This is a genomic window from Duganella rivi (genome assembly GCF_009857435.1).
GTDB classification, from domain to species: domain Bacteria; phylum Pseudomonadota; class Gammaproteobacteria; order Burkholderiales; family Burkholderiaceae_D; genus Rugamonas; species Rugamonas rivi.
Map to the genome: position 1 here is coordinate 161,550 of NZ_WWCK01000001.1, position 24,324 is coordinate 185,873.

At 62.6% G+C, this 24,324-nt stretch carries 22 protein-coding genes; 7 read left to right on the forward strand and 15 right to left on the reverse strand.

From position 1 onward, the window contains the following. Positions 1-29 precede the first annotated feature (29 nt). Positions 30-1,196, forward strand: coding sequence for a zinc-dependent alcohol dehydrogenase (locus GTP45_RS00720; RefSeq protein WP_161011976.1), 1,167 nt, complete (start codon positions 30-32; stop codon positions 1,194-1,196). On the opposite strand, the gene GTP45_RS00725 is transcribed toward GTP45_RS00720, so the two are convergent. Then, positions 1,193-2,119 carry a histone deacetylase family protein gene (locus GTP45_RS00725; RefSeq protein WP_161011977.1) on the reverse strand — a complete coding sequence of 309 codons (927 nt, stop codon included), beginning with the start codon at positions 2,117-2,119 and terminating at the stop codon, positions 1,193-1,195. The two genes, GTP45_RS00720 and GTP45_RS00725, sit on opposite strands and share 4 nt — an antisense overlap. A gap of 68 nt (positions 2,120-2,187) precedes the next feature. On the opposite strand from GTP45_RS00725, the gene GTP45_RS00730 reads away from it, so the two are divergent. From GTP45_RS00730 to GTP45_RS00750, 5 genes are all read left to right on the forward strand, one after another. After that, positions 2,188-3,108 (forward strand): AAA family ATPase, encoded by a 921-nt coding sequence (locus tag GTP45_RS00730; protein WP_161011978.1) that lies wholly within the window; start codon positions 2,188-2,190, stop codon positions 3,106-3,108. A 6-nt stretch (positions 3,109-3,114) separates the two neighbouring features. Beyond that, positions 3,115-4,107: a DUF58 domain-containing protein gene (locus GTP45_RS00735; RefSeq protein WP_161011979.1), complete on the forward strand. Its 993-nt coding sequence runs from the start codon at positions 3,115-3,117 to the stop codon at positions 4,105-4,107. Beyond that, entirely contained in the window at positions 4,104-6,113 is a 2,010-nt protein-coding gene (locus GTP45_RS00740) for a transglutaminase TgpA family protein (RefSeq protein WP_161011980.1), read from the forward strand. The genes GTP45_RS00735 and GTP45_RS00740 overlap by 4 nt, the downstream gene beginning before the upstream one ends. Beyond that, positions 6,104-7,264 carry a lytic murein transglycosylase B gene (gene mltB, locus GTP45_RS00745; protein WP_161011981.1) on the forward strand — a complete coding sequence of 387 codons (1,161 nt, stop codon included), beginning with the start codon at positions 6,104-6,106 and terminating at the stop codon, positions 7,262-7,264. The genes GTP45_RS00740 and mltB overlap by 10 nt, the downstream gene beginning before the upstream one ends. 419 nt (positions 7,265-7,683) lie before the next feature. Continuing rightward, positions 7,684-8,028 (forward strand): hypothetical protein, encoded by a 345-nt coding sequence (locus tag GTP45_RS00750; RefSeq protein ID WP_110846846.1) that lies wholly within the window; start codon positions 7,684-7,686, stop codon positions 8,026-8,028. A gap of 70 nt (positions 8,029-8,098) precedes the next feature. Here GTP45_RS00750 and cysM read toward each other — a convergent pair whose 3' ends face one another. Beyond that, positions 8,099-9,001: a cysteine synthase CysM gene (cysM, locus tag GTP45_RS00755; protein WP_161011982.1), complete on the reverse strand. Its 903-nt coding sequence runs from the start codon at positions 8,999-9,001 to the stop codon at positions 8,099-8,101. 145 nt (positions 9,002-9,146) lie between these two features. On the opposite strand from cysM, the gene GTP45_RS00760 reads away from it, so the two are divergent. Then, the gene (locus tag GTP45_RS00760; protein WP_161011983.1) at positions 9,147-10,910 is read left to right on the forward strand and encodes an FAD-dependent oxidoreductase; all 1,764 of its coding nucleotides are present in this window, start codon (positions 9,147-9,149) and stop codon (positions 10,908-10,910) included. Between the two features lie 143 nt (positions 10,911-11,053). Here the strand turns inward: GTP45_RS00760 and GTP45_RS00765 are convergent, their stop codons facing one another. The 13 genes from GTP45_RS00765 to hisC all read right to left on the reverse strand — a co-directional run bounded on the left by GTP45_RS00765 (position 11,054) and on the right by hisC (position 24,320). Further along, positions 11,054-12,367 (reverse strand): MBL fold metallo-hydrolase, encoded by a 1,314-nt coding sequence (locus GTP45_RS00765; protein ID WP_161011984.1) that lies wholly within the window; start codon positions 12,365-12,367, stop codon positions 11,054-11,056. Further along, positions 12,367-13,728, reverse strand: a complete 1,362-nt coding sequence (locus GTP45_RS00770; RefSeq protein WP_161011985.1) for a M28 family peptidase — start codon at positions 13,726-13,728, stop codon at positions 12,367-12,369. The genes GTP45_RS00765 and GTP45_RS00770 overlap by 1 nt, the downstream gene beginning before the upstream one ends. Before the next feature lie 62 nt (positions 13,729-13,790). After that, positions 13,791-14,087 carry a ComEA family DNA-binding protein gene (locus GTP45_RS00775; RefSeq protein WP_229258288.1) on the reverse strand — a complete coding sequence of 99 codons (297 nt, stop codon included), beginning with the start codon at positions 14,085-14,087 and terminating at the stop codon, positions 13,791-13,793. Between the two features lie 88 nt (positions 14,088-14,175). Further along, the gene (rfaE1, locus tag GTP45_RS00780; RefSeq protein ID WP_161011986.1) at positions 14,176-15,099 is read right to left on the reverse strand and encodes a D-glycero-beta-D-manno-heptose-7-phosphate kinase; all 924 of its coding nucleotides are present in this window, start codon (positions 15,097-15,099) and stop codon (positions 14,176-14,178) included. 12 nt (positions 15,100-15,111) lie between these two features. After that, positions 15,112-16,479 (reverse strand): UDP-glucose dehydrogenase family protein, encoded by a 1,368-nt coding sequence (locus GTP45_RS00785; RefSeq protein ID WP_161011987.1) that lies wholly within the window; start codon positions 16,477-16,479, stop codon positions 15,112-15,114. Positions 16,480-16,492: 13 nt separating this feature from the next. Continuing rightward, positions 16,493-17,668, reverse strand: coding sequence for a lipopolysaccharide assembly protein LapB (gene lapB, locus GTP45_RS00790; protein ID WP_161011988.1), 1,176 nt, complete (start codon positions 17,666-17,668; stop codon positions 16,493-16,495). Positions 17,669-17,706: 38 nt separating this feature from the next. Continuing rightward, positions 17,707-18,009 carry a LapA family protein gene (locus tag GTP45_RS00795; RefSeq protein WP_161011989.1) on the reverse strand — a complete coding sequence of 101 codons (303 nt, stop codon included), beginning with the start codon at positions 18,007-18,009 and terminating at the stop codon, positions 17,707-17,709. A 107-nt stretch (positions 18,010-18,116) separates the two neighbouring features. Beyond that, a complete protein-coding gene (locus tag GTP45_RS00800; protein WP_008446215.1) occupies positions 18,117-18,422 on the reverse strand; it encodes an integration host factor subunit beta in 306 nt (101 codons plus the stop codon). 12 nt (positions 18,423-18,434) lie between these two features. Beyond that, positions 18,435-20,111, reverse strand: a complete 1,677-nt coding sequence (gene rpsA / locus GTP45_RS00805; RefSeq protein ID WP_161012673.1) for a 30S ribosomal protein S1 — start codon at positions 20,109-20,111, stop codon at positions 18,435-18,437. A gap of 74 nt (positions 20,112-20,185) precedes the next feature. Continuing rightward, complete coding sequence (gene cmk, locus GTP45_RS00810) at positions 20,186-20,857, reverse strand: (d)CMP kinase (protein WP_161011990.1); 672 nt, start codon at positions 20,855-20,857, stop codon at positions 20,186-20,188. 5 nt (positions 20,858-20,862) lie between these two features. After that, on the reverse strand, positions 20,863-22,173 hold the full coding sequence (aroA, locus tag GTP45_RS00815) for a 3-phosphoshikimate 1-carboxyvinyltransferase (RefSeq protein WP_161011991.1): 1,311 nt from the start codon (positions 22,171-22,173) through the stop codon (positions 20,863-20,865). Positions 22,174-22,305: 132 nt separating this feature from the next. After that, positions 22,306-23,211 carry a prephenate dehydrogenase gene (locus GTP45_RS00820; RefSeq protein ID WP_174821626.1) on the reverse strand — a complete coding sequence of 302 codons (906 nt, stop codon included), beginning with the start codon at positions 23,209-23,211 and terminating at the stop codon, positions 22,306-22,308. After that, positions 23,211-24,320, reverse strand: coding sequence for a histidinol-phosphate transaminase (hisC, locus tag GTP45_RS00825; protein WP_161011992.1), 1,110 nt, complete (start codon positions 24,318-24,320; stop codon positions 23,211-23,213). The genes GTP45_RS00820 and hisC overlap by 1 nt, the downstream gene beginning before the upstream one ends. Positions 24,321-24,324 lie beyond the last annotated feature (4 nt).

Sequence of the window (24,324 nt, forward strand, 5' to 3'; positions counted from 1 at the left end):
GGGGACTCACTAGCTCAGGGAGGCCTGTCATGCGCGCACTTGTTTATCACTCGGCCAATGAGGTCCAAGTCGATACGGTTCCCGATCCAATTTTGCAGGAAGCCGACGACGTTATTATCCGCATTACCGCCACCGCGATTTGCGGCTCCGATTTGCACCTCTACCGTGGCAAGGTGCCGGGCATGAAGACCGGCGATATTCTTGGCCATGAGTTCATGGGCGAGGTGGTCGACACCGGCAGCGGCGTGACCGCGCTGCAAAAAGGCGACCGCGTGGTGGTGCCGTTCGTGATCGCCTGCGGCAGCTGCCATTTCTGCGATATGGCGCTGTACTCCGCTTGCGAGACCACCAACCCCGATCGCGGCACCATCATGAATAAAAAGTCGCTGCGCCCGGGCGCGGCGCTATTCGGCTTTACCCACAACTATGGCGGCGTGCCGGGCGGCCAGGCGGAATATGCGCGAGTGCCGAAGGCCAACGTGGGGCCGATCAAGATCCCCGATGCGCTTAGCGACGAGCAGGTGCTATTCCTCAGCGATATCCTGCCGACCGGCTACCAAGCGGTGCTAAATGCCGACGTGAAACCCGGCAGCACAGTGGCGATTTTCGGCGCCGGCCCGGTGGGCCAGATGGCGGCGGCTTGCGCGCGCATGCTCGGCGCGGAGGCCATCTTCATGGTCGACCACCACGCCTACCGGCTGGAGTTCGCGCGCGCCGCGTATGGCGTGGTGCCGATTAATTTCGACGATACCGATGCGGCGGAGGTCATCATCAGCCATACCGCCAATCGCGGAGTGGATGCGGTGATTGACGCCGTCGGTTTTGAAGCCAAGGGCAGCGCGCTGGAGACCGCGCTCACCAATCTCAAACTGGAAGGCAGCAGCGGCGCCGCGCTACGCCAGTGCATTGCCGCCGTGCGGCGCGGCGGCATCGTCAGCGTGCCAGGCGTGTATGCGGGCTTCATCCACGGCTTCCTGTTTGGCGACGCGTTTGAAAAAGGCATCACGATACGCGGCGGCCAGACCCACGTGCAGCAGCACATGCCGCTGCTGCTGGAGCGCATCTGGGAAGGCAAGCTGCAACCGGAAGCGATTATCACCCACCGCCTGCCGCTGGAGTTGGCGGCCGAGGGTTATCGCCTGTTCGATAAGAAGCAGGATAACTGCCGCAAGGTGATCTTGCGGCCGGGGACTTAAATCTCGGCCAGCGCCTTGATGTGCGCCACGGCGCTGCGGCCCAGCGCCGACAGGTTGTAGCCGCCTTCGAGACAGCTGACGATGCGGCCTTGCGCGTGTTCGCGCGCGACCGCCATCACCTGCTCCGTGATCCACGCGTAGTCGGCTTCTACCAGGCCCATGCCGCCGATATCGTCTTCACGGTGGGCGTCAAAGCCTGCCGAGATGAAGATCATCTGCGGCTTGAACGCGTGCAGCGCCGGCAGCCATTGTTCCGTAACGATTTTGCGCACCACGTCGCCCTTGGTGTGGGCCGGCACCGGCACGTTGACCTGATTGGCGGTGATCGGCGGCGGTTCGCTGTACGGATACAGCGGATGCTGGAAGAAGCTCACCATCAGCGCGCGCTTCTCGTTGATGAACGCTTCCTCGGTGCCGTTGCCGTGGTGGACGTCGAAATCGACGATGGCCACGCGCGACAGGCCGCGCACGTCCAGCGCGTGCTTGGCCGCTACCGCCACGTTGTTAAACAGGCAGAAGCCCATCGGCTCGATCGGCCGCGCGTGGTGGCCCGGCGGACGCACCGAGCAAAACGCATTGTCAATTTCGCCGTCGATCACAGCGTTGGTGGCGGCAACGGCGGCGCCGGCCGCGCGCTGGGCGGCGCGCCAGCTCCAGGCGTTGAGCGAGGTGTCGGCGTCGATGGGATAGGTGTCGCCTTCGTCCGGCACGTTGTCGCGCACGATGGCAATCGCGTTTTTGCTGTGGTTGCGCTCAAGGTCGGCCAGATCCACCAGCGGCGCCTCGCGGTGCTCCAGCAGGTCGCTGATGTGCGAGCCGATTAACTGGTCGGCAATCGCTTGCAGGCGCGCCGGCGACTCAGGATGCCAGTCGCCCATGTCGTGGCGCTGGCAATCGGGATGGCTGTAGATAGCTGTGGTCATGTTATTTTTACTGCTGCGAGCTGTTTCTCGCATAGAATCCCCTCAGGCGCTAATCTACCATACATATCATGAGCACAAAATTGCACGCCGTGGCACGGCAGGTCGGTGACATCATCGTCGGCAAGGAGTTGCAGATCCGGCAGGCGCTCACCTGCCTGCTGGCCGGCGGTCATTTGCTGGTGGAGGATGTGCCGGGGGTGGGCAAGACCACGCTGGCGCACGCGCTGTCGATTTCGCTGGGGCTGCGTTTCAACCGCATCCAGTTCACCAGCGATTTGCTGCCGGCCGATGTCAATGGCATTTCGATTTATGAGCGCGAGCAGAACGGCTTCGTGTTCCATCCGGGGCCGATTTTCACGCAGGTGCTGCTGGCCGATGAGATCAACCGCGCCACGCCGAAGACGCAATCGGGCTTGCTGGAGGCGATGGAGGAGCGGCAGGTCAGCGCCGACGGCGTGACGCGCGCCCTGCCCGAGCCGTTCTTTGTGATCGCCACGCAGAACCCGACGCATCAGGTGGGGACTTTCCCGCTGCCGGAGTCGCAGCTCGACCGCTTCCTGATGTGCCTATCGCTGGGCTACCCGGATGCGGCGGCCGAGCGCGCGCTGCTGATGGGCGAAGACAGGCGCGTGCTGCTCAAGTCGCTGCCGCCGGCGATGACGCCGGCCGAACTGGCGCAGGCGCAGCAAGGGCTGCGGCAAATTCACGCGTCGGCCGCGCTGATCGATTATGTGCAGGCGCTGGCGGCGGCTTCGCGACAAAACGGCACGTTTGCTGAGGGCCTCAGCCCGCGCGCGGCGATTGCGCTGCTGCAGGCGGCGCGCGCGTGGGCGTCGCTGGAAGGACGCGATCACGTGCTGCCTGAGGATGTGCAGGCGGTGCTGGTGCCGGTGTGCGCGCATCGCTTGCGGCCTTTGAAATCGGCGCACGGCGTGGCCCTGGCCAGCCGTGATTTGGTCTTGCAGCTGCAAGAGTCGGTGCCGGTTTAATTCGTCATGGTCGCCGCTCTGCAAGCGCTATATCGCAAGGGGCGCGACAAGTGGTTATTCCAGTTGCGCGACAGCGAACCGGGGACGGTGACGCTGACCATGCGCCGCGTGTTCATCGTGCCGACGCGCGCGGGGCTGGCGTTTTCGGTGCTGCTGCTGGTGATGCTGATCGGCGCGCTCAATTACAACCTTGGTCTGGGCTTTGCGCTGACGTTTTTCACCGGCGCCTGCGCGGTGGCCGATATGTATATGACGGCCAGGAACCTGGCCTTGCTGCAGCTGGCGCCGGGCCGCGCGCAGCCGGTGTTTGCCGGCGAGGAGGCGCAGTTTGAATTGCATATTTTGAACCGCAGCAAGCAGGATCGCTATGCGGTCTGGCTGGGCTTTCAGGCCGATGGTGAGCCGCGCCACGTGACCGATGTGGCGGCGGGTGCGGGCAGCGCGGTGCGCCTGTCGGCATCGACACGGGAGCGTGGCTGGCTGGCCGCGCCGCGCGTGCGCCTGGTGACGCGTTTTCCGCTTGGTTTGTTCAAGGCCTGGAGTTATTGGCGGCCGGATGCCAAGGTGCTGGTCTATCCGGCGCCCGAGACGCCGCCGTCGCCGCTGCCGTCTACCGGCGCGGCCAGCGAGGATGGGCATGGCACGGTGGGACTCGATAATTTTGCCGGTATCCGCAGCTATCAGCCGGGCGATCCGATGAAGCATCTGGCGTGGCGGCAGATTGCGCGCCATGATCCGGCACTGGGCGGGCAGCTGGTGACCAAGCACTTTGAGGGCGGCGCGGTGGCGGAGTTGAGCCTCGATTTTGCGGCGCTGCCGTTGCAGATGGATTTGGAGCAGAAGCTGTCGCGCATGGCGGGCTGGGTGCTGGAGGCCGAGCAGCGCGCCCTGCCCTACAGCTTCCGCCTCGCCCAGCACGCATACGGCCCCGCCCTTGGCGACGCCCACCGCGCCGCCTGCCTGCGCGCCCTCGCCTTGTTCGGCAAGGAGGGCCAGTGAGCAGGTTTGCGCTCCAGCTCACGCGCGACAAAGCGGATACGCTGTTGTTGCTGGCCGCCGCGCTGATGGTGCTGGCGCCGCACGCCGCGCACCTGCCGTGGTGGATCAGCGCCCTCACCGCGCTCACGCTGCTGTGGCGCGCCGCCATCACGTGGATGGGCAAGCGCATGCCGCCGGTGTGGGTGCTGGTGCCGATCGCGCTGGCAGCCATGGCCGGCGTCTACCTCACCTACCGCACCCTGCTCGGCCGCGACGCCGGCGTGGCCATGCTGGTGCTGCTGCTGGCCTTCAAGCTGCTGGAAATGCACGCCAAGCGCGATCTGTTCGTGATCACCTTCCTCAGCTTCTTCGTCCTGCTGACGATTTTCCTCTACTCGCAAACCATCCCGACCGCGCTGTTCGTAGCGCTAACGCTGGTGGTGCTACTAACCGCCCAGCTATCGTTCCAGTACACCGGCGCCGTGCCGCCACTACACCAGCGCCTGCGCACCGCCGCCACCATCAGCGCACTGGCCGCGCCGCTGGCGGCCCTGCTATTCATCGGTTTCCCGCGCATCCAGGGCCCGCTGTGGGGCTTGCCTGGCGATGCGCTAGGCGGCAAGACCGGCTTGAGCGACACCATGGCGCCCGGCAGCCTGTCCTCGCTGGCGCAATCGGACGATCCAGCCTTCCGCGTGCGTTTCCTCGACCAAGCGCCAGCCCAGCACCAGCTCTACTGGCGCAGCATCGTGCTCGGCGACTACGACGGCCGCACCTGGACGCGCGTGCCGCGCAAGCGCGGCCTGCAACGGCTGGAAATCGCCATCGCCGTGCGCGGCCAGCCGCTGCGCTACGAGACCACCATGGAAGCCAGCAACACACGCTGGCTGGCCCTGCTGGAACTGGCCGGCCCCAACTTCCACCTGCCAGGCCACCGCCTGCGCGACACCGACGAGATGGAGCAGTACACCGTCGATCCGATCGAGCGCCGCCTGCGTTTCAGCGCCAGCGCCTACCTCGACTACACACTGCAAGCGGGCGAACAGCCGGAGCGCATGGCGCGCTGGCTGGAGCTGCCGACCGGTTTCAATCCGCGCACGCTGGCGCTGGCGCAGCAGCTGCGCGCGGCCCAGCCCAACGCCGCCGCACAGCAACTAAGCAACGCGGTGCTGACCCGCTTCCGCACGCAAGCCTACAGCTACACGCTGGAGCCACCGCTGCTGGGCCGCAATGCCGTCGACGACTTCCTGTTCACTAGCAAGGCCGGGTTCTGCGAACACTACGCCGGCGCCTACGTGGTGCTGATGCGCGCCATGGGCGTGGCGGCGCGCGTGGTCACCGGCTACCAGGGCGGCGAGATGAACCCAGTCGACGGCTATCTCACCGTGCGCCAATCCGACGCCCACGCCTGGGCCGAGATCTGGACGCCGCAGGCCGGCTGGCAGCGCGTCGATCCGACCGCCGCCGTAGCCCCGGAGCGCGTCCAGCGCAACCTCGCGCGCGCCCTGCCGCGCGGCAGCGGCTTCGGCGAATTTGCGCTGACGCCGCTGCTCGACCTGCAAAACAATCCCAATTCGTGGCTGGCGCGGCTACGCTACAACTATGCCGCGTTGAATAATTCTTGGAATCAATGGGTACTGGATTACAATCCCGATAGGCAGCGAAGTTTCCTCGAAGAACTAGGCGCGGTGCTGGGCAACTGGCGTACTGCGCTGGCGGCGGCGCTGGTGGCCACCCTGTTGTGGGTGCTGCGCTGGCGGCGGCAACAACAGCCGCTGGCGCCGCTGGACAGCTTGTACGCGGCCTTTTGCCGGCAGCAGGCGCGCCACGGTTATGCGCGCCGCCCGGCCGAGGGGCCGCGCAGCTACGCGGCGCGCCTGGCGGCGATGCCGGCCAGCGCGGAAAAACACGCTGCCATGAACCAGTTTTTGCACCTGTACGGTATGCTGAAGTATGGCGCCGGCGGGCCCGAATCACGCTCGGCGTCGCTGGCGACGCTGAAAACATTGCTACCTTTATGCCGATGAAGACTCTGATGACCGCCCTGCTGCTCAGCGCAGCGACCCTGAGTGCGACCAGCTCTGCCGCGCCAGTCGACCGCTACGGCTACACCCTGCCGCCCAGCATGCAGAAAAAGAAAAAGCCGGCTGCGCCGAAGAAGAAGGCCGCGCCGGCCGTGGACTACGTTGGCGAGTACGTCAACTTCGGCGACTGGAAAGAGGTGCGCGCGTTCCTGGACGACGTCGCCACCCGCGACGGCTTTGACCGCGCCGAACTAAACGCGCTGATGGCGCAAGTGCGCTACGTCGACGCCGCCGTGCAGCTGGTCAAACCGGCGCCGCCCGGCAAGCCGAAAAACTGGCAGGCGTATAGCAAGATGATGGTCGACCCGGTGCGCATCGACGCCGGCGTCAAGTTCTGGAACGAGAATAGCGATGCGCTCAACCGCGCCGAATCGCTGTACGGCATCCCGGCCGAGATCCTGGTCGGCATCATCGGCGTGGAAACCGTGTACGGCCGCAACACCGGCCGCTTCCGCGTGCTCGACGCGCTGACCACGCTGGCCTTCTCCTACCCAGAAGCGCCGCAGCGCCGCGAGCGCATGGAATTCTTCCGTGGCGAATTGGAAGCGACCTTGCTGTTTGCGCGCCAATCGGGCATCGATCCACTGTCGCTGAAAGGTTCGTTTGCCGGCGCCATCGGCATGCCGCAATTCATGCCAAGCAGCGTGATGAAATACGCGGTCGATTTTGACGGCAGCGGCAAGATTGACCTGCTCGGTTCCAGCAGCGACGCCATCGGCAGCGTGGCCGCCTTCCTTGCCGGCCACGGCTGGCAGCGCGAGCAGCAGGGGCCGGTGGCGTACCCGGCCAGCGTGTCGCCCAACCGCGTCTGGGAGCCCATGGTCAACCAGGGGCTGGTGGCCAAGTACCGCGCGCCGGAGCTGGCTGCGGCCGGCGTCACGCCAGCGGTAACGCCGCCCGATCAACTGTACGGACTGGTGGATTTGCAAAACGGCGCCGATCCAACGGAATACTGGCTGGCCAACGCCAACTTCTTTGCCATCACCCAGTACAACCGCAGCTATTTCTACGCGATGTCGGTGGTGGAACTGGGCAAGGCCATCAAGCAGGCCAAGGGCGGCGCGGCGGTGGCGGGACTAACTTCAGGAATGTAAGCAAGCGTAAAAAACTTTGTACCGCGAGCTTGCTCGCGGTATTGTTTAGTTGACACTTGGAAACAAATTGTACACACTGTTGGGAAAGCAGTAAGAAATGGGCTACTTTACAACGGAATTGTTATACAATTAACTTTAACCGTTAATTAAAAGTGTGCACAAGAAGCTTAGCACACAACTCGGTGTATAATTCTCACACAATGTTGCAGTCGGACAACAATACCCTGCGGGAAGAAGGTTTTTTTTATTGCTGCTGAGTATGAGATTGCGGACTGTTGTACAATTGTGTATATATTATGAAACTTGTTATCCTGGAACCCGTGTCCGTGTGTGAGTACTCCTGGTAAGGATGGACATAGACGCAGCAAAGCCCCGAGTGTTGTACTTTGCAGGACAACTTTACAGAAGGAAAAGACGACATGACAAACCAAGTCGGCATAGACATGAACAACGATGCGGATGGCGATGATCTGCTGCAATACAATCCCAACCGCCTGCTCGATACCCTGATCGAGAACCTGCGTCTGAAAAACGATGCAGCGCTGTCGCGCGCGCTGGAAGTAGCACCGCCCGTGATCAGCAAAATCCGTCACCACCGCCTGCCGGTCGGCGCTTCGCTGCTGATCCGCATGCACGAAGTATCGGATCTGAGCATCCGCGACCTGCGTTACTTGATGGGCGACCGCCGCAACAAGTTCCGCATCAGCGACAAGCAATTCAAGCCTAAAGAAGGCGAAACCCCAGGCGGCAGCAACAACGGCTAATCCAGCCCGCGTTAGCAGTACCTGATCAGAGTGCCCTCCCCCCTTTTAGAAGGGACGAGGGCATTTTGTTTTAGGCGGGGAACACGCCGGTGGACAGGTAGCGGTCGCCGCGGTCGCAGACGATGAACACGATGGTGGCGTTTTCCACGGTGTTGGAAATGCGCAGCGCGATTTCGCAGGCGCCGGCGGCGGAGATGCCGCAGAAGATGCCTTCTTCAGCGGCCATGCGGCGCGCCATGCGCTCGGCTGCCGCCTGCGACACCGACTCCACGCGATCCACGCGCGAGCGGTCATAGATTTTCGGCAGATAGGCTTCCGGCCATTTGCGGATGCCGGGAATCGACGAGCCCTCTTCCGGCTCGGCGCCGATGATCTGCACGTCCGGATTCTGTTCCTTCAAGTAACGCGAGGTGCCCATGATGGTGCCGGTGGTGCCCATGGCGCTGACGAAGTGCGTCACGCGGCCGTCGGTGTCGCGCCAGATTTCCGGGCCAGTGCTTTCGTAGTGGGCGCGGGCGTTGTCCTGGTTGCCGAACTGGTCGAGGATGATGCCCTTGCCGTCCTTTTGCAATTGCTCGGCCATGTCGCGCGCGTATTCCATGCCGCCGGTTTTCGGCGTCAGCATGATTTGCGCGCCGTAGGCGGCCATGCTCTGGCGGCGCTCGACGCTGAGGTTCTCCGGCATCAGCAACAGCATCTTGTAGCCGCGAATGGCAGCGGCCATTGCCAGTGCGATGCCGGTGTTGCCGCTGGTGGCTTCGATCAGCGTGTCGCCCGGCTTGATGTCGCCGCGCTCCTCGGCGCGCTTCAGCATCGACATGGCGGCGCGATCCTTGACCGAGCCGGCCGGATTATTGCCTTCCAGCTTGCCCAGAATGATATTGTTGCGGGCCGCTGCTTCGGCGCCCGGCAGGCGCATCAGCTGCACCAGCGGCGTGTTGCCGATCGTATCTTGCAAAGTCTTGTAAGCCATCGTGTTCTTGTTTGAGTTCGCGAAAACAACCATTTTAGCCGAGTTGACAGAAAGCGACCGGCTACCTCTTAAGACTTTGGACTGCGACGGCGGCTTACGCTAGACTGGCAACACTCGTGCAACCAGCTTCATATTCGGAATTGTTATGGCTACCTCCCCTGCAGAACTCCTGCCTGAATTAACCCCGGACGAACCGTCGCCGTCCACCATCCACAATCTGGAACAGCGCACGCACCAGATCTTCCCGACGCTGAGCGCGGCCGACATCCGCCACATGCAGCGTTTTGGCCATGTGGTGTGCTTCAAAGATGGCGAAATGATCTTCGAAGCGGGTAAGACCAGCTTCGGCCTGATCCTCGTGCTCAAGGGCGGGATTGAGGTGAATCGCTACGATGGGTTGGGCAACACTTCTTATGTGACCACTCACACGCCCGGCCAGTTCAGCGGCGAAGTGGCGCAGCTGTCGGGCCGGCCGTCGCTGGGCAACGGCCATGCGGTCGGTGATGTGGAGGCGCTGGTGGTGCCGTCGGAATCGTTGCGCGCCTTGCTGGTGGCGCATGCCGAGCTGGGCGAGCGTATCGTGCGGGCGCTGATCCTGCGCCGCGTGGGCTTGATTGAACAGGCGTCGGGCGGGCCGGTGATTGTCGGGCCGCGCGGCCATGGCCGCATCCACACCATGCAAACTTTCTTGGCTGCCAACGGCCATCCGCACATCGTGCTCGATCCTGAGCATAACCAGCAAGCGGCGGATTTGATGGAACACTATCAGCCGCGCGCGGAAGAACTGCCGCTGGTGGTGTGCCCGGACGGCGTGGTCAAGAAAAATCCAAGCGTGGTCGAGATCGGCCGCTGCCTCGGCATGCTGCCGGAGCTCGATACCGACAAGGTGTGGGACGTGATTGTGGTTGGCGCCGGGCCGGCTGGCTTGGCGACGGCGGTGTACGCGGCCTCTGAAGGCTTGTCAGTGCTGGCGCTGGAAACGCGCGCCTACGGCGGGCAAGCAGGCGCCAGTGCGCGCATCGAAAACTATCTCGGCTTCCCGACCGGCGTGTCGGGCCGCGCACTGGCTGGACGTGCTTACGTGCAGGCGCAGAAGTTTGGCGTGGAAGTGGCGATTCCGGCGCCGGCCGGTCGCTTGATCTGCGATACCTATCCGCTGGAAGTGGAAATGTGCGGCAGCTTGCAGCGCTTGAAAGCGCGCACTGTGGTGCTGTCGTGCGGCGCGCGTTATCGCCGTCCATCGCTGGCGAATCTCAAGCAGTTTGAAGGCAAAGGCGTGTACTACTGGGCTTCGCCGGTTGAGGCCAAGCTGTGCAAGACGGAAGAGATTGTGCTGGTCGGCGGCGGCAACTCGGCGGGCCAGGCGGCGGTGTTCTTGTCGGGCTACGCGTCCAAGGTGCACATGTTGATCCGCAAGGAGAGCTTGTCGTCCACCATGTCGAGCTACCTGATCGAACGGATCCAGGCCACGCCAAATATCGAGCTGCACACCTGCACCGAAATCGTCGCGCTGGAAGGCGATGAGGACGGTCTCAAGCAGGTTCGCGTGCGCAACGCCAAGACCGAGGACGAACGTGACTACGATATTTGCCGCGTGTTCCTGTTCATCGGCGCCGATCCAAATACGGGCTGGCTGAGCGACTGCGGCGTGGATGTCGACAACCACGGCTTCATCCGCACCGGCTTTGATGTGACCAAGGCGCAGTGCAAGGCCAACTTCGCGAATGGCGTGTATCCGAAAGACCTGCCGTCGCGTGCGGCGTTGGAGACCAGCGTGCCCGGCGTGTTTGCCATTGGCGACGTGCGCGCGACCTCGACCAAGCGGGTCGCAGCAGCGGTGGGTGAAGGCGCAGCGGTGGTCTCGCAAATTCACCAGTTCCTGGCTGCCCTGCCGTTGAGCACAACCTAACCCCCAAGCGCAAACCAAGCGGGTTCAGGTTCTGTTTTTCTACTGAGTGCGCGGGAATCGCTAAACCCGCACTGCGGCGACCGGGGGTCTGACCCCGTACGGGGTCAGACCCCAAACTTTTGGGTTCAGCGCCGGTGGCTCAATCAACCAGTGCGAGCCTTGATGCGGCGGAGTTGGGCGGCTTGGTAGGCGGCGAAGGCGTTGTCGAACAGGGTGCGGATGAGCGGGTCGTCGACGATGTCGGCGTCGGCGGGCGCGCCCTTGATGCGCATGTACATGGAGGTTAGGGATTCGCCCAGCGCCAGGCCTGCGTACAGTTTGGCGGCGGGGATTTCGGTAGTCCATGTTGGCGCTTCTTCGTCACCCATCAAAGCAATGGTGTCGCCGTGGATGCGATAGCGGTAGTGCCGGGCCTCGCCCACTTGCTCGTAGACGGAGAGTTGCCAAACGCAGGGCGTCGAGAAGTAGCTGTCTTCCGGGAGCTCCATGTCTTGGTAACGCTCGATCAGCCCCTCGCAGCAAAACGCTTCGACCCGCGCGGCTTGTTCTTCCGTCAGCGCGGCGAAGTGCTGTGCGATGTCCGAAGTTGGCGGCGGCACGATGTCAGGATCGTAGGCGAAGTCGATGTCTTGATCGCCTACCGGCAGCACCCACGGCAGCGGCTCGGCGGGCGTGAGCGCGGCGGCGGACAACTCCACCGCCACCGATGGATTCAGGCGCACCACCCGCGCCGCCGGCAGCCACTCGCATACCGCCTGCTCAAACTGCCGGTAAGTGATCGGGAACATGGCGCGGTTGTACCACGACCACGGCTCCTGATTGAACTGGCAGGAACTCGGCACCACGTAGCGCGGCGCCAGCGCTTGCAGCTGCTCCGGCCACTCCTCCGGCAATTCAACCGGGCCACGTTCCGCGCGCGACGGCGCAATCACATCCACCTCGCGCATGGTCTGGAAAGGCCACAGCACCATGTCCCACGGCGCGTAGGGCTTGAGCTGTTCCAGCGTCTCAGGATCCATCCACGAGTCGACCACGTTGAGCACATTCAGGCCTTCTGCGCGCACCTGGAACATCGAGTCCACGTCAGCCTCCAAGGCGCGGCGCGGGATCACTTCAAACTCACCGATCACCACCGGCACATCCAGCGCCAGTGGCTGCACATCCGCAAAGCCCAATTCACGGATCATCGCAAACAATTCGTCGAACAGGCAGTAGAGATAAATTGGCGTCGCGCGATCCAGCAGATCAAGGCTCTCCAGCGAACAATGATCATCATGGAAGTGCGAAATGAACACCGCATCCGGCCGCAACGCCCTCACCTGCGCGAGGTCGAAGCGGACGTCGGGAAACGCGTGGCAATTGCGGCTGAACGGGTTCTCAAATATCGGGTCGAACACGATCTGCGTGCCGCCGCTTTCGAACACGTAGCCGGCGTGGAGGATGCGGGATATCTTCATCAGCGCAGCGGGGTTGGATAGCTGGCAGGGCTAACGTTGCCGTCAACATCAATCGCCTGCACGCCGAAGTACACATTGTCCTTCGACTGCGGCATGGTGAACTCGGTCACCTTGCCGACGAACTTCGATCCCTGCCAATCCGCCGCCGTGGTATCGCGCCAGACGATGCGGTAGCCCGCCAGATCCGGCTCGCTGTTGGCCTGCCAAACCAGCTCGGTATCGTTTTGCAGTTTGGACGTGCGCACTTGCACTTTCTGTGGCGCGGCTGGCGCCAAGGCCAGCGACGACAAGGCCGCCGCATTCACCCGCGCCACCTTGGCGATGTAGTTGTAGTCGTTATACTGCGGCAGGTCGCCAATCAGCACACCATTCTCGGTGCGGATATTCTGGTGCTGGTGATTGAAATCCTCGGCCGGCTCGGTGAAGCGCAGGGCCGCATAGCCGCGCTCCAGGAACGGCATATGGTCGCCGCCGCGCAGGTAGCGGTCGCGCCGCTGAATTACGTTGACTTTAAACTTTGGCACATAACGCTCGCCCGCCTCTTTCACCGCACGCGCCAGTTGACGCGACAGCGAGTCGTTCTCGCCGCCGGTCTGGATCAGCGTGCGCACCACGTCGCTGTTCTCCTTCTGCACCGGCAGGCCTTCTGCAAACAGGCGCACTTGCGTGTCGTCCTTCTTGCCGTGTTCATCGCGCGAGCTGCCGATGATATCGTTGGTGAACATGCCGGCGATGTTGAGATTCTTCTGCTTCGCCTGCTCGGCCCAATGCGCCGCACCCAGCAAGCCCTGCTCTTCCGCCGCCACCGTCATGAACACCAGCGTGGCGTCGAATTTGTATTTGGCCATCACGCAGGCCATCTCCATCACGGCGGCTGTGCCGGAGGCGTCATCGTTGGCGCCCGGCGCATCGCCCACCGCGTCCATCACGTCGGTATTGCGCGAGTCGTAATGGCCGCTCACCACGTACATGCGCTCCACTGACGCCGCCTGGGTGCCTGGCAAGGTCGCCACCACGTTGACGATTTCAGTCGGCTTGCTGATGCGCGCGGAGACCGGCGCGATATGGCTGTCGAATGCCACTTGCAACGGCGTGCCCACGCCGCAGCGCTCCAGTTCCGCCTTGATCCAGCGCCGCGCCGCACCAATACCCTCGGTCTCGGACACCGTGTCCGACATCGTGTGGCGCGTGCGGAAGCTCACCAGCTTGCGGATGGTGGCTTCGATACGGGCTGGGGAAATTTGTTTGACGATCTGGTCGATCTGGGCCTGATGGCGCTTGGTATCAGGTTCGGCGGCCATGGCAGGCGCGGCGATCAGCAGGGCCAGCGCAATGGGCGTCAACTGCGTTTTAAGCTGCATACAGCGGTCTCCGTGGTGGAAGCCCGCAGCATTGCACTGCGGGCCATTGGAAAGCCACTATCTTACTTGCTGGACTTGGCCGGCGCACCATCTTTCGACTTGCCGTTCACTTGCAGTCCGGCCTCGGACAGCCTGATGGAGTTCTTTTCGCCGATGCCTTTGACCCGCTGCTGCAGGTCGGCCCAGTCCTTGAATTCGCCCTTCTTGCGCTCCTCGAGGATGGCCTTGGTCTTGGCCGGGCCGAGGCCGCGGATGCTGTCCAGCGCGGCCGCGTCGGCCTTGTTGACGTCCACTTGCGCCCACGCCGCCGCCATGCTCAACAGCATGGTCAGCATCAGCAATAGTTTCTTGATCATCATAGTCTCCGTTGAGGTTAAGCAAGATGCGACTATTCGCACCTTGATCAAGCACCTTAACGGAGCCCGGCTGCTACACGGTTGAGCCAGATCAAGCGCCGAACAATTCCTCGCGCGTGACGGTGGCCGTACCGAGCTTGCCGACCACGATGCCGCCGGCGCGGTTGGCGGTTTCCACCGCTTCCTGCCAGCCGGCGCCGGTGCCCAGCATGCAGGCCATCGTCGCGATCACGGTGTCGCCTGCGCCGGAGACGTCGAACACCTCGCGCGCCTGCGCCGGCGTGTGGTATTGCGCGCCGTCGGTGTACAGGGTCATGCCCTCTTCCGAGCGGGTCAGCAGCAGCGCATCGAGCTTGAGTTCCGCGCGCAAGGCTTGCGCCTTGGCGGTCAGCTGCTCCTCGCTATTCCACGAGCCGGCGATGCGCTTGAATTCGGACTTGTTCGGCGTCAGCACGGTCGCACCGGCGTAGCGCGAGAAATCGTCGCCCTTCGGATCGACCATCACCACCTTGCCTGCCGCGCGCGCGGCCGCGATCATGTCGGCCACCGCCACCAGGCTGCCCTTGGCGTAATCCGACAGCACGATCACATCGTAATCGGCCAGCAGCGCCTTGAACTGTTCCAGCTTGTCGCGCAACACGGTATCGGTCGGCGCTTCTTCAAAATCGATGCGTACCATTTGCTGCTGGCGGCCGATCACGCGCAGCTTGATGATGGTGGAAATCGCCTCGTCGCGTTTCAGGTAGCTGCGAATGCCGCCGCCTTCCAGCAGCGAGGCCACCTCGTCGCCCGCCTCGTCGTTGCCGACGATGCCCAGCAAGCCAGCCTGCGCGCCCAGCGCCGCCGCGTTGCGCGACACGTTGGCCGCGCCGCCGAGGCGCGCTTCGCGCTTCTCGATGCGCACCACCGGCACAGGCGCTTCCGGCGAAATGCGGCTGACATCACCGAACCAGTAACGGTCGAGCATTACGTCACCCACTACCAGGATGCGTACTTTATCCAGATTGGTCGTCACGGTGCGGCCTCGTTAAGTGCGGGTCAGGATGGAACGGCCAATGCCGTGGTACTCAAAGCCCGCTTCGGCCATCGCTTCCGGCTCGAACAGGTTGCGGCCGTCGAAGATGACGGCATGCGCCAGCGCCGCCTTGATGCGGTCGAAGTCCGGGCTGCGGAACGCCTTCCACTCGGTGACGATGATCAGCGCCTCGGCGCCGGTCAGCGTGTCCATCGGGCTGTCAGCAAAGCGCACGCGCGCCAATTCTTCCGGCGTCAGGTCGAGCGCCAGTACGCGCTTGGCTTCCGCCATGGCGACCGGGTCGTACACCGCCACCGTGGCGCCGGCGTCGATCAATTGACGCAGCAATTCGCGCGACGGCGCTTCGCGCATGTCATCGGTGTTCGGCTTGAAGGCCAGGCCCCACACGGCAAAGTGCTTACCGCTCAAGTCCGCGCCAAAGCGCGCCAGCACCTTGCGGCCCAGTACCAGCTTCTGTTTATCGTTGACCGCTTCCACCGCGCGCAGGATCAGCAAGTCCTGCGAGTACTGGCGCGCGGTGCGTTCCAGCGCCTGCACGTCTTTCGGGAAGCACGAGCCGCCATAGCCTGCACCGGCGTATAGGAAGCTGTGGCCGATGCGCGGATCGGAACCGATACCGTGGCGCACCGCTTCAATGTCCGCGCCCACGTGGTCGGCCAGGTTGGCCAGCTCGTTCATGAACGAGATGCGGGTCGCCAGCATGGCATTGGCAGCGTACTTGGTGAACTCCGCCGAACGCACATCCATCCAGAAAGTGCGCTCGTGATTGCGGTTGAACGGCGCATACAGCTTCTTCATCTTGGCGGCCGCCTTCTCGCCTTCAGGCGAGTTGTCATGGCCGATCACGATGCGGTCAGGACGCATGAAGTCTTCCACCGCCGCGCCCTCTTTCAAGAACTCGGGATTGGACACCACCGAGAACGACGCCGCTGCGCCGCGCGTCGCCAGTTCTTCCTTCAGCGCCGCCGTCACGCGATCGGCCGTGCCGACAGGGACGGTCGATTTATCGACGATGACTTTAAAGCCGGTCATGTGCTTGCCGATGTTGCGGGCCGCAGCCAGCACATACTGCAAGTCGGCTGAGCCATCTTCATCGGGCGGCGTGCCGACCGCGATGAACTGCACCTCGCCGTGCGCCACCGAGGCCGCAACGTCGGTCGAGAACTGGATGCGGCCGGCCGCGCGGTTGCGCGCCACCACCTCTTCCAGGCCCGGTTCGTGGATCGGGATGCCGCCGCTGTTCAGCAGGTCGATCTTCTTTTGATCGACGTCGAGGCAGAACACATCATTGCCCAACTCCGCCAGGCAGGCGCCGGTAACAAGGCCGACGTAGCCGGTGCCGATAATCGTGATTTTCATGGTGATGCTCTTTTCAATTCATTACATTCAATTCTTCGGTACGGCGCGGCGGGTAGGTTTCCCACTTGCTGCAACCCGGGCACTGCCAGTAGAACTGGCGCGCCTTGAAGCCGCAGTGGCTGCACTGGTAGCGCGCCAGCTTTTGCGTGTAGCCGTGTACCAGGTTCTTCACCATCGACAGCTCCGGCACCACGGCCGGCGGCGCATCCATCAGGCGCGCTTCCAGGAACTTGTCCAGTCCCAGCAAGGTCGGCGTGCGGCGCAGCTGATCGCCGACCAATTGCTTGGCCGCTTCCACGCCGTCGAGCTCCAGCACTCCCTTGTACACCACCTCGACCAGGTCGATCGAAGATGCCTGCTCAAGATAGGATTTCAAGAGATTGACGCCTTCCTGCGGGCGACCCACTTTGCGGTAGCCGTCCATCAGGCGCTGCGCCACCAGTGCCACGTGCGGCACGCTGATTTGCTCGACGCGGCGCCAGGTCAGCAGCGCGCCCTCCACATCGCCCTGCGCCAGTTGCGCATCGCCGGTCAGCATGGTGGCGCGCACGTTGACGCGATCCGCTTGCAGCGATTTCTCCAGCAGCACCAAGGCTTCCTCGGGATGCAGATGCACCAGCGCGTCCTGCGCCAGTTCGCAGTAGAACTGCGCGATTTCCTTCTGGCGCGAACCTGCGCCCGATTCCTGCAGCCCAATCGCCGCCTCGATCGCGCGCGGCCATTCTTTCTCGCGCTGGAAAATCTCCAGCAGCGCGCGGCGCGCCTGCGCCGAATACTGGCCGTTGAGCAGGGAGTTAAACGTCTCTTCCGCGCGATCCAGCAGGCCTGCCTTCAGGTAGTCCATGCCCAGCTCATACTGCGCATGCTCCTTCTCTTCCTGCGGCAGATCCGGCCGCGCCAGCAGGTTTTGGTGGATGCGGATGGCGCGCTCGGTCTCGCCGCGGCGGCGGAACAGATTACCGAGCGCGAAGTGCATCTCGGCCGATTCGGGATCGAGCCGCACGATCTCGATGAACGCATCGACCGCCTTGTCCGGCTGCTCGTTGAGCAAGTGGTTCAAGCCCTTGTAATAGCCGCGCGGCAGCGTGCGCGATTCCGACAGCAGCTGGCGGATATCCACCCGCGCCGCGACCCATCCCAGGCCAAAGAAGACCGGGATGCCCAGTAACCACCAGAGTTCAAATTCCATGCTAGGTCTGTGTAATTGTTATTGTTGATTATTGTGGATTATTGCGTGTTAACGCTGTCCGGCTGCGGCTGCTGGGCAGCCTGCTGCGCCGAGGTTTGCAGCGTGTGGATGGTTGTCTTGTGCTTGTTCGCTTCGCGCCGGTGGCGGAACACCGTGGGCGTCAGCGCCAGCACGCCGAGCACGGCGCCGGCCACAAAAAAGCCCAGCAGCATCAGCACCAGCGGGCCGCGCAGCTCATAGTGCAGGAACAATTGCAGATCGACTTCCTGCGAGTTCTTCAGCGCGAAGCTGAAAAACAGGACAAAGATAATGAAGCCTACGAGGGTGGAGATGAATTTCATCAGCCGGGTTCCTGTTGAGTAATTCCGAGAGCGCCAGTATCGCACCTCGGGCAACAAAAAAAAAGCGGCATCCCGAAGGACGCCGCTTTGTTTAACTATTGAATGCTTCAGTCCTCGATGATCGGTTGCCCGACCATCGCGTCAACCCGCTCGCGCAATTGCTTGCCCGGCTTGAAGTGCGGCACCCGCTTTTCCGGCACCATCACCTTGTCGCCCGACTTCGGGTTGCGCCCGATGCGTGGCGGCCGGCTGTTGAGGGCAAAGCTGCCAAAACCGCGGATCTCGATGCGCTGACCGGTCGCCAGGGCGTTGGTCATCGCGTCGAGAATGGTTTTGACGGCATATTCCGCATCTTTGGCCACCAGCTGAGAATAACGCTCAGCCAGGCGGTTGATAAGTTCGGACTTAGTCATCGACTATAGTTCTTAGTTCTTGTTGTCCAGCTTCGCTTTCAGCAGTGCGCCCAGGCTGGTGGTGCCCGAAGCGGCGCTGCTGTCAGCGGCGATGTTTTTCATCGCTTCAGCGGTGTCAGCCGAATCTTTGGCTTTGATCGACAGCTGGATCGAACGTGCTTTACGGTCGATGTTGATCACCAGAGCTTCGACGGAATCGCCGACTTTCAGGTGGGTGCCAGCATCTTCCACGCGGTCACGCGAGATTTCCGAAGCGCGCAGGTAGCCTTCAACTTCTTCCGACAGCTGGATCACGGCGCCTTTAGGCTCAACCGATTTAACGGTGCCGGTTACCAGTGCGCCTTTGTCGTTCATGGCGGCGAAGTTGTTGAATGGATCACCTTCCAGTTGCTTAACGCCCAGGGAAACGCGCTCACGCTCAACGTCGATGGCCAGAACCACGGCTTCCAGTTCGTCGCCTTTCTTGAACTTGCGTACGGCTTCTTCGCCGGACTCGGTCCACGACAGGTCGGACAGGTGTACCAGGCCGTCGATGTTGCCAGCCAGGCCGATGAACACGCCGAAGTCGGTGATCGATTTGATCGCGCCTTTGACTTTATCGCCCTTCTTGTGGGTTACGCCGAAGTCGTCCCATGGGTTGGCTTTGCACTGCTTCATGCCCAGCGAGATACGGCGACGCTCTTCGTCGATCTCCAGAACCATCACTTCTACTTCGTCGCCCAGCTGGACAACCTTGTTAGGAGCAACGTTCTTGTTGGTCCAGTCCATTTCCGACACGTGAACCAGGCCTTCGATGCCTTGTTCAACTTCAACGAACGCACCGTAGTCGGTCAGGTTGGTGACTTTACCGAACAGGCGGGTGCCTTGTGGGTAACGACGCGACAGGCCAGTCCATGGGTCATCGCCCAGTTGCTTCACGCCCAGCGAAACACGGTTCTTCTCTTGATCGTATTTCAGGACTTTAGCGGTGATTTCCTGGCCAACGGTCAGCACTTCCGATGGGTGACGCACACGACGCCATGCCAGGTCGGTGATGTGCAGCAGGCCGTCGATGCCGCCCAGATCCACGAACGCGCCGTAGTCGGTGATGTTCTTCACAACGCCGGTCACCACGGTGCCTTCTTTCAGGGTTTCCATCAGCTTCTGGCGCTCTTCGCCCATCGAAGCTTCGATCACGGCGCGGCGCGACAGCACTACGTTGTTACGCTTGCGATCCAGCTTGATAACCTTGAACTCGAGGGTCTTGCCTTCGAATGGGGTGGTGTCCTTGACTGGACGGGTGTCTACCAGCGAACCTGGCAGGAAGGCACGGATGCCGTTGGTCAGAACGGTCAGGCCGCCCTTGACTTTGCCGTTCACGGTGCCGACCACGATCTCGCCCGACTCCATTGCTTTTTCCAGTGCCAGCCACGAAGCCAGACGCTTGGCTTTGTCGCGCGACAGGATGGTATCGCCGAAACCATTTTCCAGCGATTCGATGGCCACGGAAACGAAGTCACCTACTTTGACTTCCAGTTCGCCTTGGTCATTTTTGAATTCTTCAACAGGGATGAATGCTTCCGATTTCAGGCCGGCGTTGACGATCACGAAGTTGTGATCCAGACGAACGACTTCAGCCGAGATCACTTCGCCCGAACGCATGTCTTGACGCGACAGGGATTCTTCGAAGAGGGCTGCAAAACTTTCCATATTAGACATTGTATTTCCAGGTTACCAGCAAGGCCCGCGGTATGCGGCTTCAACTGGGTTAGGTTGATAAAAATTTACGACTTTGCTACGGCGGCGTACCATGCAAGCACTTGTTCGACCGCTTGATCAGCGTTCATTTCAGAGGTGTCCAGCACGAAAGCGCCTTCCGCCGGGGCCAGCGGCGCGATGGCCCGGTTTGTATCCCGGTCGTCCCGCGCCTGCAAATCCACCAGTAGGTCTTGCATATTAGCAGAAAATCCCTTGTCTATCAATTGCTTATAGCGGCGCTCTGCGCGAGCCTTGACCGAGGCCGTCAAAAACACCTTGAGCGGGGCGTGCGGGAAGATCACCGAGCCCATGTCGCGGCCGTCCGCCACCAGGCCCGGCGCCTTGCGAAAACCCAGTTGCAGCCCTACCAGCGCATGGCGCACGGCCGGGAATGTAGCGATCCTGGAGGCGGTATTACCCACCTCTTCCGCCCGGATCGCATCCGTGACGTTTTCATGCGACAGGATGATATCGCCGCCCTGGAAACTGCAATGCAGGTGCTCGGCCAGCTTGGCCAGCGCGTGCTCGTCGGTCAGTTCGGTGCCGCGGCGCAGGGCCGACAGCGCGGTCAAGCGATACAGGGCGCCCGAGTCCAGGTAATGGAAGCCGAGCTTATCGGCAACGCGGTGTGCGACCGTGCCCTTGCCGGATGCGGTAGGGCCGTCGATGGTGATGACTGGAATCTGGGATGTTGGCATATCAGTTACTTTGCAATCTTGGCAAATGCGTTGAAATATTCAGGGAAAGTCTTGTTCACGCACTTAGGATCGTTGATGCGCACCGTGGCGCCCTTGCGCAGCGCGCCGTCCAGCGAGGTCAGCGAGAAGCACATGGCCATGCGGTGATCGTCGTAGGTATCAATGGTAGCAGGCGTCAGCGCGGCAGGCGGCGTAACCTTGATGTAGTCCGCGCCCTCTTCCACGACAGCGCCAACTTTGCGCAGCTCGGTTGCCATGGCCGCAATGCGGTCGGTCTCCTTGACGCGCCAGCTGGCGATGTTGCGCAGCGTTGATGGGCCGTCGGCGTACAGCGCGGCGATGGCGATGGTCATGGCCGCATCCGGGATGTGATTGAAGTCGGCGTCGATGGCCTTCAGCGGGCCGCTGCTGCGCGCTTCGATCCAGTTGTCGCCCATGGTGATCTGCGCGCCCATCTGCTCCAATGCGGCGGCAAAGCGCACGTCGCCCTGGATGCTGTCCTTGCCCACGCCTTCCACGCGCACCGGGCCGCCGGCAATCGCGCCAGCCGCCAGGAAGTAGGACGCCGACGAGGCGTCACCCTCAACGTGAATAGTGCCTGGCGACTGGTAGACCTTGCCCGGCTGGATGGTGAACGACTCCCAGCCGGTCTGCTCGACCTTGACGCCGAAGCGGCGGATCAGGTTCAGCGTGATTTCGATGTAGGGCTTGGAGATCAATTCGCCGATCACGTCGATGGTGATTGCGTGGTCTTTCGCCATCAGCGGCGCCACCATCAGCAGCGCGGTCAGGAACTGGCTCGATACGTCACCGCGCACCGACAGGCGCTCGGTGATGATCTTGCCCTGCTTGATGTGCAGTGGCGGGAAGCCTGGGTTGCCGGTGTATTCGACATTGGTGCCGGCGGCGTTCAGCGCATCGACCAAGTCGCCGATCGGACGCTCGTGCATGCGCGGCACGCCGTGCAGCGTGTAGTCGCCACCGATCACGGCCAGCGCGGCGGTCAACGGGCGGATCGCGGTGCCGGCGTTGCCCATGAAAAGATCCGCCGATTTATTCGGCAGCACGCCGGCCACGCCGGTGACGTGGTGGATAGTGCCGGTGGCGGTTTTCTCTTCCGTCCACTGCACGCCGAGGGAGCGCAGCGCGGCCAGCATCACGGCCGTGTCGTCGGACGCCAGCAGATCGACAATGGCGACCTGCCCTTGCGACAGCGCGGAGAGCAGCAGGATGCGGTTGGAAATCGATTTAGAACCCGGCAAACGCACCGCGCCCTGCACGTGTTTAACGGGTTGAAGGTCAATATAATCAGTCATGCTTAATCCTCATTTACGGGCGCGGACGGCACCGGCGAAACCCGCACTGCGGCGACCGGGGGTCTGACCCCGTACGGGGTCAGACCCCATTTGTCCGGGTTTGGCTGCGCGGCTCAATCTGCGTTCCCGTGTTTAGTCTTTCGGCGGCGCTTCGGCCGTCTCGATCGCGGTTATCCATTGATGGCGGGCGTGTTGGGCATTAGTGTAAACGCCTTCCAACCCAGCCCCGTCCCCCGCCGCCAGTTGGGCGCGCAGCGTAGTCAATTGCGCCATGTAGGCGTCCAGTTCCGTCAGCAGCGCCGATTGGTTGGCCAGGCTGATATCGCGCCACATCTCCGGCGACGATCCGGCGATCCTCGTGAAATCGCGGAAGCCGCTGGCGGCGTATTGGAACAGCAGATCGGCGTGCGGCTTCTTCGCAATGTCGTCTACCAGTGCGTAGGCCAGCAGGTGCGGCAGGTGGCTTACCGCCGCGAACACCTTGTCGTGTTCTTCCGGCGTTAAGCGGTGGATGATGGCGTCGCAAGCGCGCCATGCTGCCGCTACGCGCTCCACGTCAGCCTCCGTATTTTCGGCCAGCGCGGTGAGCACCACCTTCTTGCCGACATACAGATTGTCGATGGCCGCATCCGGGCCATTGGTTTCGCGGCCCGCAATCGGATGGCCGGGCACGAACTGCGCCACCTTGCTACCCAGCGCACTGCGCGCGGCAGCCACTACGTCGGACTTGGTGCTGCCCGCATCAGTGACCACAGTGCCCCCTTGCAGATGCGGCGCAATGGCCGCCAGAATCGCCTCGGTCTGCGCGACCGGCGCAGCCAGCAGCACGAGATCCGCACCATGCAGCGCTTCCGCCAGCGACGCCGGATCGCCCGCCACAGCTATCGCGTCAACGATGCCCAACTCCAGCGCGCGCGCCATCGACGCGGCCGAGCGGCCGACGCCGACGATGGTGTGCACCGCGCCAGCCTTCTTCAGCGAGCGCGCGAACGAGCCGCCGATCAGACCTACGCCAAAAATTACGACCTTGTTCAGCATTACTCCGCCAATGCTTTCGCCAGTGCCGCGATGAAGACCGCATTCTCTTGCGGCAGGCCGATGGAAATACGCAGCCACTCAGGCAAACCGTAATTACCAACCGGACGCACAATCACGCCCTGCTTCAACAGCGACAGATTCACACGCGCGCCGGCGCCGGCATCACTACCAACCTTCACCAGCACGAAGTTACCGTACGACGGCACATACTCGAGGCCCATCTGCTCAAACGCCTCGACGAATTGCTGGTAGCCTGCCGCGTTATTGGCCGCGCTCCGCTTCAGGAATTCCTTGTCGTTCAGCGCCGCGATGGCCGCTGCCTGTGCCAGCGAGTTCACGTTAAACGGCTGGCGAATACGATTCATCAAATCCGTCAACGCCGGCTGCGCAATCGCGAAGCCCACGCGCAGGCCTGCCAGGCCATACGCCTTGGAGAAGGTGCGCGACACCAACAGGTTAGGATACTTCTTCACCCACTCTGCCGATTCAAACTGGTTTTCTTCGGACAGGAACTCGTTGTAAGCCTCGTCCAGCACCACGACAACGTGCGCCGGCACCTTGGCGACAAACGCCTCGATCTCCGCCGCCGGAATAAACGTGCCGGTCGGGTTGTTCGGATTGGCGATAAACACCAGACGCGTATCGTCGCGGATCGCCGCCAGCATGGCCGGCAGGTCGTGGCCATGCGCCTTGGCCGGCACCACGATGTGCTGCGCCCCCACGCCTTGCGTCGCCAGCGCATACACCGCGAACGAATACTGCGAATACACGATCGACTGGCCGCGCTCCACAAACGCATGCGCAGCGATTTCCAGAATATCGTTGGAGCCGTTACCGAGCGTGATCCAATCCGCAGGCACGTCGTAACGCTTGGCCAGCGCGCCCTTCAAATCAAAGCCGTTGGCATCCGGGTAGCGCCCCAGTTCCGCCACCGCAGCGGCCATCGCCTGCTGCGCCGATGCCGGCACGCCGAACGGATTCTCGTTCGACGCCAGCTTCACAATGGTCGCCTCATCGAGGCCGAATTCACGCGCGACTTCCGAAATCGGTTTGCCGGCCTGGTATGGGGCGATGGCGCGGACGTATTCCGGGCCGTAGTTCTTACTCATGTTC